This window comes from Paenibacillus apiarius, assembly GCF_017052585.1.
GTDB lineage: Bacteria > Bacillota > Bacilli > Paenibacillales > Paenibacillaceae > Paenibacillus_B > Paenibacillus_B apiarius.
Map to the genome: position 1 here is coordinate 518,115 of NZ_JAFFHZ010000002.1, position 12,986 is coordinate 531,100.

General features: G+C 51.5%; 14 protein-coding genes. All 14 read right to left on the reverse strand.

The window, feature by feature from the left end:
• Nucleotides 1-813, reverse strand: a complete 813-nt coding sequence (gene trpC, locus JSQ80_RS28375; protein ID WP_206098097.1) for an indole-3-glycerol phosphate synthase TrpC — start codon at nucleotides 811-813, stop codon at nucleotides 1-3.
• Entirely contained in the window at nucleotides 803-1,858 is a 1,056-nt protein-coding gene (trpD, locus tag JSQ80_RS28380) for an anthranilate phosphoribosyltransferase (protein ID WP_206098098.1), read from the reverse strand. The genes trpC and trpD overlap by 11 nt, the downstream gene beginning before the upstream one ends.
• Nucleotides 1,855-3,483, reverse strand: a complete 1,629-nt coding sequence (gene trpE / locus JSQ80_RS28385; RefSeq protein WP_206098099.1) for an anthranilate synthase component I — start codon at nucleotides 3,481-3,483, stop codon at nucleotides 1,855-1,857. The genes trpD and trpE overlap by 4 nt, the downstream gene beginning before the upstream one ends.
• A gap of 701 nt (nucleotides 3,484-4,184) precedes the next feature.
• Nucleotides 4,185-4,553, reverse strand: coding sequence for a chorismate mutase (gene aroH / locus JSQ80_RS28390; RefSeq protein ID WP_206098100.1), 369 nt, complete (start codon nucleotides 4,551-4,553; stop codon nucleotides 4,185-4,187).
• The gene (aroB, locus tag JSQ80_RS28395) at nucleotides 4,544-5,671 is read right to left on the reverse strand and encodes a 3-dehydroquinate synthase (RefSeq protein ID WP_206098101.1); all 1,128 of its coding nucleotides are present in this window, start codon (nucleotides 5,669-5,671) and stop codon (nucleotides 4,544-4,546) included. Before aroB ends, aroH begins: the two co-directional genes overlap by 10 nt.
• Before the next feature lie 62 nt (nucleotides 5,672-5,733).
• Nucleotides 5,734-6,903, reverse strand: coding sequence for a chorismate synthase (gene aroC / locus JSQ80_RS28400; RefSeq protein WP_206098102.1), 1,170 nt, complete (start codon nucleotides 6,901-6,903; stop codon nucleotides 5,734-5,736).
• Nucleotides 6,904-7,081: 178 nt separating this feature from the next.
• Nucleotides 7,082-7,312, reverse strand: coding sequence for a molecular chaperone (locus tag JSQ80_RS29360; protein WP_240464334.1), 231 nt, complete (start codon nucleotides 7,310-7,312; stop codon nucleotides 7,082-7,084).
• A 74-nt stretch (nucleotides 7,313-7,386) separates the two neighbouring features.
• Nucleotides 7,387-8,205, reverse strand: a complete 819-nt coding sequence (locus JSQ80_RS28410; protein ID WP_206098103.1) for a CheR family methyltransferase — start codon at nucleotides 8,203-8,205, stop codon at nucleotides 7,387-7,389.
• A gap of 180 nt (nucleotides 8,206-8,385) precedes the next feature.
• A complete protein-coding gene (gene ndk / locus JSQ80_RS28415; protein WP_206098104.1) occupies nucleotides 8,386-8,829 on the reverse strand; it encodes a nucleoside-diphosphate kinase in 444 nt (147 codons plus the stop codon).
• A 93-nt stretch (nucleotides 8,830-8,922) separates the two neighbouring features.
• Nucleotides 8,923-9,897 (reverse strand): heptaprenyl diphosphate synthase component II, encoded by a 975-nt coding sequence (gene hepT / locus JSQ80_RS28420; RefSeq protein WP_206098105.1) that lies wholly within the window; start codon nucleotides 9,895-9,897, stop codon nucleotides 8,923-8,925.
• An 8-nt stretch (nucleotides 9,898-9,905) separates the two neighbouring features.
• Complete coding sequence (locus JSQ80_RS28425) at nucleotides 9,906-10,781, reverse strand: menaquinone biosynthesis protein (protein ID WP_206098106.1); 876 nt, start codon at nucleotides 10,779-10,781, stop codon at nucleotides 9,906-9,908.
• A complete protein-coding gene (locus tag JSQ80_RS28430; protein ID WP_206098107.1) occupies nucleotides 10,753-11,385 on the reverse strand; it encodes a UbiX family flavin prenyltransferase in 633 nt (210 codons plus the stop codon). Before JSQ80_RS28430 ends, JSQ80_RS28425 begins: the two co-directional genes overlap by 29 nt.
• On the reverse strand, nucleotides 11,382-12,254 hold the full coding sequence (locus JSQ80_RS28435) for a UbiA-like polyprenyltransferase (protein ID WP_087435614.1): 873 nt from the start codon (nucleotides 12,252-12,254) through the stop codon (nucleotides 11,382-11,384). The genes JSQ80_RS28430 and JSQ80_RS28435 overlap by 4 nt, the downstream gene beginning before the upstream one ends.
• Nucleotides 12,247-12,984, reverse strand: coding sequence for a demethylmenaquinone methyltransferase (locus tag JSQ80_RS28440; RefSeq protein ID WP_206098108.1), 738 nt, complete (start codon nucleotides 12,982-12,984; stop codon nucleotides 12,247-12,249). The genes JSQ80_RS28435 and JSQ80_RS28440 overlap by 8 nt, the downstream gene beginning before the upstream one ends.
• Between the last annotated feature and the right edge of the window lie 2 nt (nucleotides 12,985-12,986).

Here is a 12,986-nt window from a genome sequence, read left to right on the forward strand (position 1 = left end):
CTATTGCACATGGCATGACTTTCTACTAAGTCCGCTCATAATATGCTCTACCGCTTCCTTTACATCGGCCTGCCTCATGAAGTGCTCCCCAATAAGCGCCGCGTCCACACCCAATTGCTCCAACCGGCCCATATGCTCCGGCAAATGAATCCCGCTCTCGCTAACTAAGGCGCAATGCCCAGGCACCAGTTCCCTCAAGCGTTCCGTCTGAGCGAGGTCGGTAACGAACGTATGCAGGTTGCGATTGTTGATGCCGATTAGGTTCACATTGTCCATCGCCGCGACCCGGCCTAATTCTTCCTCGTCATGAACCTCTATCAAAGCGTCCATTCCAAGCGCTCTTGCGCAGCGATTCAGATGCATTAATCGTTCATCGCTCAAGATGGCGGCGATAAGCAGCACCGCATCCGCGCCAATCAATCTTGCTTCCAGCACTTGCAGTTCATCGATAATAAATTCCTTGCGCAATATCGGAAGGTCCGTCAGAGAACGAACCTCCGCCAATATTTCATTTCCGCCCTGGAAGTAGTCTCGATCCGTAAGTACGGACAGCGCATCGGCACCGGCAGCTTCGTAGCTGCGGACGATATCTGCGGGAACGAAGCGCTCCCGTATCAGTCCTTTTGAAGGAGATGCCTTCTTGACCTCGGCAATCAGGCCAACCGAACGATTTTTATTCGCAGTCAGCGCCTCCGCTAGTGAACGGCATGCTGGCATCCCTGCAATTTTACGCTCCGCTTCCTGACGGTTCAGCTTCGCCTTAAGCTCTCGCACCTCATCTTCTTTCGTCCGTACAATCCGTTCAAGAAACATGGCTCAGTCCTCCTGTCGCTTCAATCCACTGCTCTAACTTGCGATATGCGTTCCCGCTATCTATTGACTCCGCTGCAATCTGTACGCCTTCCGCGATGGACTCCGCTTGGCCTGCCACGTAAATGCATGCGCCGGCATTGGCCAGCACAATATCGCGATGCGGGCCGATTTCACCTTTTAAAATTGCTTTAATAAGATTCGCATTCGTGGCTGCATCCCCTCCGAGCACACTCGCAAGCGGCTGCGTCGATAATCCGAGCTGCTCCGGGGTAATGTCGTATGTCATCAGCTCTCCATTCTTCAGCTCGCTAATTTTGGTCGGAGCCGAGAGGCTGATTTCGTCCAATCCGTCTTCACTTGCGACGACGAGCGCCCGCTTCAAGCCTAATTCCCGCAGCACAGCTGCGATCGTTTCCGTTCTGCTACGGTCATAAATGCCCAACACTTGCCGATCAGCTCCAGCCGGATTCGTCAGCGGGCCCAGCATGTTGAACACGGTCCGCACGCCCAATTCGCGGCGCGGGGCTGCTGCATGCTTCATTGCCGGATGGAACACCTGCGCGAACATGAAGCAAATGCCGATCCGCTCCAAGCATTCGGCTGCCTGCTCGCTTGTAAGCTGAATGTTCACGCCCAGCGCTTCCAGAACATCCGCGCTGCCCGAACGGCTCGAGGCGGAACGGTTGCCGTGCTTCGCGACACGAACGTAAGCGGAGGAGGCGATAATGGCCGATATTGTCGAAATATTCAGCTTATGAATGCCTGAACCGCCAGTTCCGCACGTATCCAGCAGCCGGTCCTGCGCCGTTACGAGCTGATGAGCCCTGCTGCGCATTGCCTCGGCGAAGCCGACGATTTCATCGACCGTTTCCCCTTTCAGCCGCATGCTTGCCAATAAAGCGCCGATTTGCGCCGAGCTCGCTTTGCCGTCCATGACGTCCAACATGACCTCGCGGGCTTCGGTCCGGTTCAGATGGCCTCCGGTAAGCACTTGAGCCAACGCATCTTTCACATGAATGCTATGCTGTATCGCTGTTGCGGTCATTGGATTCCTCTCCCTTCCGTTACGGGTACGCGCTCATGATCCGCCTCTACGTAATAATCCCAGTTCACCGGCAGCGGCGCGGGCTGTTCTTCTGCTTGATCCGTCCCAGACACCGCCGGGGCGGCTGCCCCGAACATCTCTTCGGCTGTCTGGATTGCCAGCAGCAAAGCCTTCGCTTTGTTGACCGTTTCTTCGTATTCGTTCTCTGCGACGGAATCCCATACGATGCCGGCGCCTGCCTGCACATAAGCCTTGCCCTGCTTGAAAATAATGGTCCGAATCGTAATGCACGTATCCATATTTCCGTTGAAGCCTAAATACCCGATAGCCCCTGCGTAAGCCCCGCGAGCATCCTGCTCCAGCTCGGCAATAATCTCCATGGCGCGCAGCTTCGGAGCGCCAGATACCGTTCCCGCCGGAAGGCAGGACAGAAACGCGTCGAAGAAGTCTTTGTCATTCCGCAGCGTTCCCGATACGTTCGAGACGATATGCATGACATGGGAGTAACGTTCGATGCCCATGTAGGAGTCACAGCGCACTGAACCGAATTCACATACTCGGCCCAAATCATTGCGCCCGAGATCAACAAGCATGACATGCTCGGCCCTCTCTTTCTCATCGCGCAGCAACTCTTCCTCCAATGCGGTATCGTGCTCAGGAGTCACACCGCGCGGACGCGTTCCGGCTATCGGTCTCGTCTCGACACGTTCTCCGTTCACCCGGACTAACGCTTCCGGTGACGTTCCGACCAACGTTTCCTCTTCCATTTTCATCACGTACATATACGGTGAAGGATTCGACATGCGGAGCACCCGGTACACGTCTAACGGGTGAACTGTCGTTTGACGTTCAAAGCGCTGCGACAGCACGACTTGGAAAATATCCCCGGAGCGGATATATTCCTTCGCCCGCTCCACCTTGTTCACGAACGATGCTTTTGTTTCATTGGAAAGAGTGACGGCTAATTCATTGCCGCTCCCTTGCACCGGGCAGCGAACACCCGGGACATCATATTCAAGCGGAGCCGCAAGCTTACGCTGCAAGCGCCGCACTTTCTCTTCTGCAGCCGTGTATCGTTGCCGAATATCATCATCGCTATCTTCTGGTGAAATATGAATGTTGACGATGAACTGCATTTGCTGCTTCACGTGATCGAAGACGACCAGTTGATCGCAGAACATGAACTGAATGTCGTTCATCAACAGATCATCGCGTTCATGACGCGGCAGCCGTTCATACTGCTGCACCAAATCGTATCCGAAAAATCCGATGGCGCCTCCCGTAAGCGGAGGAAGACCCGGAATGACCGGACTCCGATATTTGCGCAGCAGCTTCTTGATCGCTTCAAGCGGACGCTCCTGCACTTCGGTGACTTGCCCCTGCTCCATTATTCGCAAGCATCCGTTTTTTCCTTGAAGGAGTAGGAAAGGGTTGGTTCCGATGAAGGAATAGCGGGCCCATTTGACGCCACCTTCAACACTCTCTAATAAAAACGCATACGGTTCTTGCTCAAGCCGCTGAAATAATCTGATGGGGGTTTCAGTATCGGCCATCATCGTCTCGGACACTGGAATCACGTTATAGTGCCGCGACGATTGAATGATTTCGTTCACATGGGGAAACATCGCTTTCCACTCCTTTCAACTCCGTCGATAAATTGCTTAGCGAATGGAGAATCAGAGCGATAACCAACAGGTGCGCCGAATAAAGCATGCTCCTCTTTTGATCACGAACTAAAAGCATGCGTATGCGACAAAAAGACCTCTACGCAACGTAGAGGCCTGTTGGTTTACGATGAAATTGTGGATGAGTGAAAATATTATATAGGGATATGCCTGTTCAGGTAATAGCAATGGACTGCACGCTTATCATTAAATAGGCGCAGTGGTCACTGCAACGGCGATCATGATAATATGCGTCACCTAAACACGACATGCAATTGCTTCTCAACTCGGCTCATCTCAATCTCAACTCAACTCTGCTCAACTCTGCTGTCTTCACTATACCTGTTAAGAGCGGCAACGTCAACTTATTTTGCCATGACGGCGCGAAAAGCCATATCGAAATGGATGCTGTAACCGTCGCTTTATTGCTGGCCATTCAATTCAGTCCAATGGTATTTGCGAGTCTCGCCGATAACGCAGAGCTCCATTGGAAATGCTACAGCAGATGCATGCTCAAACGGTTGCCGACAAGGGTAAAGTGTGATTAGACCGGATGCTTCCAGCGGAACGGCAAGTTTTGGGATGAAGACAGACTAAAGCAAAAAACAAGCCTACACCCTCAGGATGTAAGCTTGCAGATCAAATTTATCTTAAAAACACGATTAGCTCGAAGCCAAATCAGGACGTAAGCTGATCGCTTCGTTCAAATAGACATGGCGAATGTCCCATTGAGCTTTATCCGTGTTAACTGTCACCATCAAGCGGATGCACAACGGCAAGCTGCCTTGCACCGGAATCTCAATGGCACACATGAGCGGCACAAGCTCCCACCCTGGCATGGCGCGAATCGCCCGCGCAGGGAACGTTGCATTCAAATCCTCTGTCATCGTAATCCAGACGCTCGCAATATCCTCAGGCTGCACATTGTTTTGCGCGATAATATGCTGAAGCATCGTCGTAGTTGCCTGCAATATTTCATCAGCGTCATTTTGACGAACCGTAGTAGCCCCGCGAATCCCCCTTACTGGCATGTCCTTGCTCCCTTCAATTGTTCTATGATGTCTCGGACTCGATCGATCGGCACATCCCGCCGGATTTCCACACGGCCAATCGCAGTCGGGAGCACGAACAGAGTACGGCCTTCTTTGAATTTCTTGTCATGCATCATTGCCGCAATAATTTGTTCGGTATCGTAATGGGCCGGTATTGCGGTCGGCAATCCGAATGATGACATCAGCCGTTCCGTGTATCCCGCAACTTCAGCCGCTATTCCCATTTGCTCCGCCAGACGTGCGGAACCGATCATGCCGATCGCAATCGCTTCGCCATGCAGCAGCTCACCGTATCCAGCGACCGCCTCGAGCGCGTGGCCAATCGTATGGCCGAGATTCAGTATCGCTCGCAAATCATTCTCACGTTCATCCTGAGACACGACAGCCGCTTTGATGGCACAGCCTTGTAACAGCCCGTAAGTGAGTGCTTCTTCGTCTTTATCCAAGAGCTGCTCCGCATGCTCTTCACACCATGCAACGAATGCTTGATCCCAGATCAGTCCATGCTTAATCATCTCCGCCAGGCCGGAGCGAACGTCCCGATCAGGCAAGCTTTGTAGTGTAGACGTATCGTATAAGACCATTTCGGGCTGATGGAACGCGCCTATAATATTCTTCGCTAACGGATGGTTAACCGCTACTTTGCCGCCAACGCTGCTGTCATGCGCCAAAATCGTCGTCGGCACTTGCACGAACCGAACGCCGCGCATATAGGCAGCCGCGACAAAGCCAGCCAGGTCCCCTACTACGCCCCCGCCCAGTGCAACAACGGTAGATTTGCGGTCACACCCCGCTTCAAGCGCTGCGGTAATGCAATCCTCGAACACGCGCAGGGATTTGGACTTCTCGCCAGAAGGAACCTGATGAGTGCTCACTTGGTAACCGGCATCGCTCAAGGCTGCCACCACGTGATGTAAATACTTCGGTCCGACCTTATCATCGGTGATTACAAGAATCGGACTTCCAGTCGGAATATTTTGCAATTGGAACGCACGGCCGATACGCGCAATCAGACCGCTCCCAATCCATATCGGATAAGACCGGTCCCCCAGCTCAACCGTGAGCTGGGCAGCCCCTATTTGATCATTTATTTTCATGGCGCACTCCTCCGTTTAATGAGTATTCAAAAGAATCACCTTGGACTTTTGAACAACCTCGTTTAATAACGGGATACCTGCTCTAAATAGTTTTCGTAATTCCCACGAATTTCTTCCAGCGAATCACCGCCGAATTTCTCCAAGAACGCTCTCGCCACTTCCCACGCGACGACATGCTCCATCACGACGCTTGCGGCCGGCACGGCACATGCATCTGAACGCTCAACCTGAGCGGTGAACGCTTCCTTTGTATCGATATCGACACTGCGCAAAGGTTTGTACAAGGTCGGTATCGGCTTCATGACGCCTCGCACGACAACCGGCATTCCGTTTGTCATACCGCCTTCAAAGCCACCCAACCGGTTGGAAGCCCGCGAAAACCCTTGTTCGGCATCATACACGATTTCATCATGAACCTGTGATCCGCGAAGTTGGCCAGCTTCAAAACCAATGCCGATCTCCACGCCTTTGAACGCATTGATGGACATGACCGCCTGGGCGATTCTGCCATCCAGCTTGCGATCGTATTGCACATAACTGCCGAGGCCGACAGGCAGTCCTTCTACGATACATTCCACTATTCCGCCGATGGAATCGCCTTCTCCCTTAATCTGATCGATATAGGCCTCCATCTTCTTCTCCGTAGCTTCATCTGTGACCCGAACGGATGAGGCCTCGGTACGCTCGATAATCTCGTCAACGGGAAGCTGATGAGGAGGGGCTTCAATCTCGCCGATACGGATAACTTGTCCTGCAATCTTGATGCCGAAAGCTTCAAGCAGTTGACGTGCCACGGCGCCAACGGCTACTCGGGCCGCCGTCTCGCGCGCGCTGGATCGCTCCAGCACATTGCGGAGATCCTTCAACTGATACTTCAAGCCCCCGTTCAAGTCGGCATGGCCGGGCCGCGGACGGTGCACGCGCCGCTTCTCTTCATCCGTTCCCTCGATCGGTTCCACGTTCATAATTTTCGTCCAATGCGTCCAATCCTTATTCTCTACCACGATAGCAATCGGAGCGCCTGTCGTGCGTCCGTGGCGCACGCCGCCTACGATAGTTGCGGTGTCCTGCTCAATCTGCATCCGCCGGCCGCGGCCGTATCCCTTTTGCCGGCGCTGCAATTGGAAATTGAGTTGTTCAAAATCGATCACCATGTTGCTCGGCATGCCTTCAACTATGGCGGTCAATTGAGGTCCGTGCGTTTCTCCTGCTGTCAAATAACGTAGACTCACGAGTTGCTCCCCCTTTTAGCTGTAAAGCTGTAAATGACTAAAATCCTTAACTCTTTTGCTCATTATAGTATAGGAGGCAACGTTTGACAAGGAATACAAAAACGCGTCCGATGCGCATAGAACATGCACATTAGACGCGTATTGAACACGGAAAAATGGCGCTTTCCGTATATCTCGCTCAAGGCTGAAATAGAAACCAATTAACGCGGAACCCATCTTCACCGAAGATTGAATTAGAATGAGAGGCAACTGTATGGGACTGTGGAGGCATTCCAACCCGGTCTTCCATATCCGAAGACATGAGGGGAATCCATCCCTGAAGCGGAGCTTCCAGTCCGATAATCTGCGCACATTCGTGAATGGTAATGTCTCCTCGTTGATAGGCGGCAATCACGGTCCTCTTATCCATGTTATCCCTCCGTCTAGGATGCAAGGTCGCTTCCTTCCTAGTATCGGATAGCGGGCAGCTGCTTATACGTTTCTTTACAGTTTTCGGTAAAAAAACGTCTCCATCGACTCTAAGCCGTACTGATGCGGGTTAAAGATCTGTTCCGTACTCCCAACAAATAGCACGCCGCCTGGCTTCAAAGCCTCGGAAAACTTGAAATACAACTGATGCTTGGCCTCTTCAGTGAAATAGATCATGACATTGCGGCAAATGATTAAATCCTGTTGCCCCGTAAAGGCATCCGTCAGCAAATTCTGCTTCTGGAACTGAATGGAGCGCGTCAAGTCAGGAGACACGCGATAACCATCTTCCGTCCGCGAGAAATAACGCTGCCGGAACGATGCCGGCACATCTTTCAAAGCCCGTTCAATGTAGCAGGCCTGTTTCGCCCTGGCCAGCGCATTGTCATCAATATCCGTCGCCGTCACTTGCGCTGACCCCAGCAATCCCGCATCGTCCAATATCATGGCCAGCGTATAAGGTTCTTCCCCGGTGGAGCAGGCGGCGCTCCAGCATTTCAACCTGCCGTTACGCTCCGTAAGGGCAGGGAGCACGCTACTACGCAATGTCTCCCACCGATTCGGATTCCGCCAGAACTCAGATACGTTAATCGTCATCCGATCGAGGAATTCATTAAGCAGGCTTTCGTTAGACTTCATCGCTTCATAGAACGCCCGAAAGGTGCCATAGCCGTTCTTCAAACACAGTGTCGTCAAGCGGCGACGCATTTGCGCTTCCTTATATTGAGTCAAATCGATACCTGTCCGCTTCTTAATTTCCGATACAAAATAATAGTAATCTTGATCGTCCGTCGTTCCTCCCGAGAACGCGCCGGTCCCTTTATGTTCTTGCATTGCTTCACACCTCGCCACTTCTATCGTGCTCGTATCTATGTAATTAGCGGTAAAAAAAACACGGTCGAATATACAATTCGCCGCGTTCTTCTTTAATCCTGCTTTATGTAAGCTCTTTCAACAAAAATCAAAATAAGTTCAATAATATCAGACTGACTTCATGCTGTGATGAACACGCATTTAAAGCCATGGTTGAACCGCGCGCTCATAGCTTACTAGCTCCTGCTCGGAGAACATGTTTGCGATCTCCCTGGCAGCACTTTCAGGCGAATCCGAACCGTGCACCAAGTTGAAGTTCGTATGTGAAGCGTAATCCCCACGGATAGTTCCCGGCAATGCTTCTCCTACCTTCGTCTTGCCAATCATCAAGCGCGACAAGCTGATGACGTCATCCCCTTCCCAGATCATAGCGAATACGGGTCCGGATGTGATGAAGTCAACCAATTCGCCAAAGAAAGGCTTTTGCGCATGTTCTGCGTAATGGCGTTCGGCTTGCTCGCGCGCGATAATCATCAATTTCCCAGATACGAGCTTGAATCCTTTGCGTTCAAAGCGGCTTACGATCTCTCCGATAAAACCTCTTTGCACGCCGTCAGGCTTGACCATGATGAATGTGCGTTCCATATGTTCACTCCTCAGATTAATGTGAAGTTGTCCAACATATGCATTATACCAAATTTTTCATCATGGCGCATCCATATTTTTCTTATCATTCAATCAATGGGAACGATTCGCTATAAAATGCGCGATATCCTTTAAATTTTTACGTGCTCGAATGTTAGGCAGCTGCTCCAACACGGACAGCGCTTTATCGGTGTAGCGGTTGGCCAATTGCTCCGCCTGCTTAATACCCGCGCTCGCACGAATCATATCCAGCGCTGCAGATACATCGGTCTCTCCGTTCATTTCCCGGATACGCTCGATTTCTGTCAATAGCGGCTGGCGCAATTCCGGATCCTGAAGCGAGTAAATGACCGGAAGCGTTAAGTTCCCTTGGCGGATGTCATTTCCGGGAGGCTTTCCGATCTGTGCCTCCGTTCCCGTCAGATCCAACACGTCATCGCGTATCTGGAAGGCCATGCCAACATTGTACCCGAACCGGTACAACGCGCGGTCGATCCGGCGCTCCGTTCCGGCCGCGATGGCGCCCAGTTGGCAGCTCACCGCAATGAGCAGCGCGGTCTTGCGCCGGATGCGCAGCATATATTGGCGTACCGTCTGATCCGTGTTGAAGAAATCGCGAATCTGCTCCATCTCGCCAATGCACATTTCGACCATCGCCTTGGACAGGATACGGTGAATTTCGGGTTGCTTCAATTCAGTCGCCACCATCAATGCTTTGCCATGGATATAGTCCCCCGCGTACATGGCGACACGGTTGTCCCATTTCGCTTTTACCGTGAGCTGTCCCCTTCGAGTCTCAGCATCATCGATAACGTCATCATGAACCAAGGAAGCCATATGGATGAGCTCCAAAGGAACGGCTACCCGCTTAAGCTGTTCAATATCATATGTACCAAATTTGCCTGACAGCAGGACAAATACAGGGCGTATTCGCTTGCCTCCCGCTTTCAGCAGATGAAGCGACGCTTCGTTCAGCAGCTCATTGTCAGTCGTTATCGTCCGTTCCAATTCGCGCTCGATATACGAAACGTCTTGTTTCATTGTCGCATATATGTCCCACAGTTTCATGCCTTCACCTAACCAACCATATTTTCCGACCACAGCTCAAAGCGAACCTTATGATCGAGTAGTCCCAATTCATACGCATACTGGAAATAAAGCTGAAGCCCTTCTTGTTGCGGGCGGTCAAAATCATAATGTAACCGGGAAAAATAATGACGCCAGTAATCCCCGGTTCCGCCAATGGTCCTGACCGCCTTCTGCACTAATGGTTCTGGATCCTTCAGACTGAGCTGCTTGCTCGTTTCGAAAGCTTTCACGATTCGGCGTATATCAGCCGGATGCTTGCGAATTGCTTCATTGCGCACAGCCCATACGGCGAACGTCATCCAATGGCCTGTCCATTGCCGCCATAGTTCACCCATATCGAGAACTTCATAAATAGTATTGCTCCAAGAGGCTCGAATGGCATGATCGCCGATAAGAAGCGCCGCATCTGCCGCTTCCATCATCTTATCCAGATTCGGATCCATATTGACGTATTCCGGCTCGGCATGATAGAACTTGGCGGCGATGATTTTAAACAAATTTACGGATGTTGCGGATGTCGTCGTCAACGCCACCGTGCCTTTCAAAGCTTCGAGCAGCGGTTTTTTCAAAAACAGCAAAATCGATTGAACAGGACCATGCGCGCTTACCGATAAATTCGGAAACAAAGAATACTGTTCCGATGACTCGCCGTAAGCAAAGGCCGATATCGGCCCCATATCGATGCCGCCTTCTCGCATTGCGGCATTCAAACTCGAAGGGACGGCAGGAATCATCTCAATGTCCGCTGCAACTCCTGTCGGATGAAAATGATAAAAAAGCGGCCATACATTCGCGTAATCGATGACGCCGATCGCGATGGCATCAGGATGATGGTTATTTATCGTTCCTCTTTGGTAATTCATCCGATTCTCCCCACCTTGTAAACAATTGATGTTCTACGTCCAAGCAATCCAGCACTTTGCCGACAAGGAAGTTCACGATATCGTCCAAGGTTTGAGGATGGTAATAAAAAGCAGGCATCGCCGGTACCATACGCACACCCATATTTGCCAGCTTCAGCATGTTTTCTAAATGAATGGCGTGCATAGGTGTCTCCCGGGGGACCATAACAAGCGGACGCCCCTCCTTCATCATCACATCGGCTGCACGGCTCATCAAGTTATCGGAAGATCCGTGGGCGATGGAGGACAAGGTTCCCATAGAGCACGGCATAATAATCATGCCCCGGACTCGAAAGGATCCGCTGGCAATGCTGGCGCCGATATCTTGAATCGGATGATACTCGATGTAAGCCGCCTGTTCGCCAAACGCCTTCTCAATTGCGAGCTGGCGCCGGGTTACGTCCCACCCCAGCTCCTCCTTCAGCACGCGCCATCCCGCGTCCGACACGACAAGATGCACTCCGTAACCCGCATGCAAGAGCGCTTCCACTAACCGGACACCATAAATGGCGCCGCTGGCGCCGGTAATCCCCACGATAAAGCGCTGCCTCTCCGTGCGGCTCATAGCTGATACACCACCAAATCAATTAAGGTAAAGCAGAACACTACGATGCTGAGCACCCCGTTCATTGTGAAGAATGCCGTATTCATCTTGCTTAAATCGTTAGGTTTTACCAGCATATGCTCATAGACTAGCAGGGCGCTGGCAATGATTGTGCCGATGATATACCACCAGCTAAGTTGAGTTAGGAATAATAGCAGGACAAAGCCGATTGCCGTAACAATATGAAAACCGCGCGCGATCCACAGCGATTTCGCGATGCCGAATCGAACTGGAATTGATTTCAAGCCTTCATTTTTATCAAACTCATAGTCTTGACAAGCGTATACAATATCAAAGCCTGTCGTCCAACAGGCCACTGCCAAGTAGAAAATAATCGACGTCCAATTGATCTCATTCGACACTGCAACCCATCCGCCAAGCGGCGCCAGCGCTATCGTCAGTCCCAATACAACATGACATAACCATGTAAAGCGTTTTGTAAATGAATAAAAAACGAGCATGAAGACGGCAATCGGCAGCAAGTATACCGACAATGGCTGCAAATTGGCCGCCGCCCAAAATAAAAGACCGAACGATACGGCCGTAAAAAGAATCACTTCGCCCGCTTTCAGCAATCCGGCAGGTATGGCACGGCTTGCGGTTCGCGGGTTTTTGGCATCGATTGCCGCATCGATAAGGCGGTTCAGCGCCATGGCCGCACTTCTCGCTCCAACCATCGCCATTAGAATCCAGCCCCATTCCGGCAGTGTCGGAAAACGGTTGTCCAGCACCATCGCTCCGAGCAAAGCCCCCATGAATGCAAATGGAAGGGCAAACAACGTATGTTCGATTTTAATCATTTCTAGGAAAACGCGTACTTTTTTAAACATCATCATTCCCCTTACTCCCGATATGAAGCGCAGCGATTCCTCCGGTTAAAGGATAGGCTTCCACCTGCGTCAGGCCGATATCGCAAAACATCTGGGCCAACTGTTTGTGGTCAGGGAACGTAGCCAACGATTCAGGCAGCCATTTGTACTGCTCGTACCGTTTTGCAAGCAATTTGCCCATCATAGGCAAAATATGGCGGAAATAGAGATAGTAAATCGATTTGAATGGCTGCCAAGTCGGCTTGCTTAGTTCCAGGCACACGACCATTCCCCCGGGCTTGACGACCCGCTTCATCTCGCGCAGCACCTGCTCATAATCAGGAACGTTGCGCAGCCCGAATCCGATAGTCGCGTAATCGAAGCTGTTGTCCGCAAACGGCAGCGCCATCGCATTTCCTTCCGTCAATGTAATTTGATTATGCATCCCCAATTGATCGATTTTTTTCTTGCCGACAGACAGCATATTTGCGCTGAAATCAAGTCCTTCGATACGCCCTGTCTTGCTTGCTTGGGCAAGCTGAATCGTCCAATCACAGGTGCCGCAGCACAAGTCAACGGCGGTGTCGCCTGGTTGCACGTCCATTTTCCGCATCGTAAATCTGCGCCATGCTTTATGCCGCCGAAAGCTTAAAATGTCGTTCATAATATCGTACTTCGGCGCGATGCTCTGAAATACGTCTTGAACAAACTGCTCTTTCGACTTGCCTGTCTTTGGCGAATGCGTCTCCACGA

Bases quoted from the DNA above. Each gene is read 5' to 3' on its own strand.
- trpC (WP_206098097.1), bottom strand. From the start codon at position 813: ATGTTTCTTGAACGGATTGTACGGACGAAAGAAGATGAGGTGCGAGAG.
- trpD (WP_206098098.1), bottom strand. From the start codon at position 1,858: ATGACCGCAACAGCGATACAGCATAGCATTCATGTGAAAGATGCGTTG.
- trpE (WP_206098099.1), bottom strand. From the start codon at position 3,483: ATGTTTCCCCATGTGAACGAAATCATTCAATCGTCGCGGCACTATAAC.
- aroH (WP_206098100.1), bottom strand. From the start codon at position 4,553: ATGCCAGTAAGGGGGATTCGCGGGGCTACTACGGTTCGTCAAAATGAC.
- aroB (WP_206098101.1), bottom strand. From the start codon at position 5,671: ATGAAAATAAATGATCAAATAGGGGCTGCCCAGCTCACGGTTGAGCTG.
- JSQ80_RS29360 (WP_240464334.1), bottom strand. From the start codon at position 7,312: ATGGATAAGAGGACCGTGATTGCCGCCTATCAACGAGGAGACATTACC.
- JSQ80_RS28410 (WP_206098103.1), bottom strand. From the start codon at position 8,205: ATGCAAGAACATAAAGGGACCGGCGCGTTCTCGGGAGGAACGACGGAC.
- ndk (WP_206098104.1), bottom strand. From the start codon at position 8,829: ATGGAACGCACATTCATCATGGTCAAGCCTGACGGCGTGCAAAGAGGT.
- hepT (WP_206098105.1), bottom strand. From the start codon at position 9,897: ATGAAACTGTGGGACATATATGCGACAATGAAACAAGACGTTTCGTAT.
- JSQ80_RS28425 (WP_206098106.1), bottom strand. From the start codon at position 10,781: ATGAATTACCAAAGAGGAACGATAAATAACCATCATCCTGATGCCATC.
- JSQ80_RS28430 (WP_206098107.1), bottom strand. From the start codon at position 11,385: ATGAGCCGCACGGAGAGGCAGCGCTTTATCGTGGGGATTACCGGCGCC.
- JSQ80_RS28435 (WP_087435614.1), bottom strand. From the start codon at position 12,254: ATGTTTAAAAAAGTACGCGTTTTCCTAGAAATGATTAAAATCGAACAT.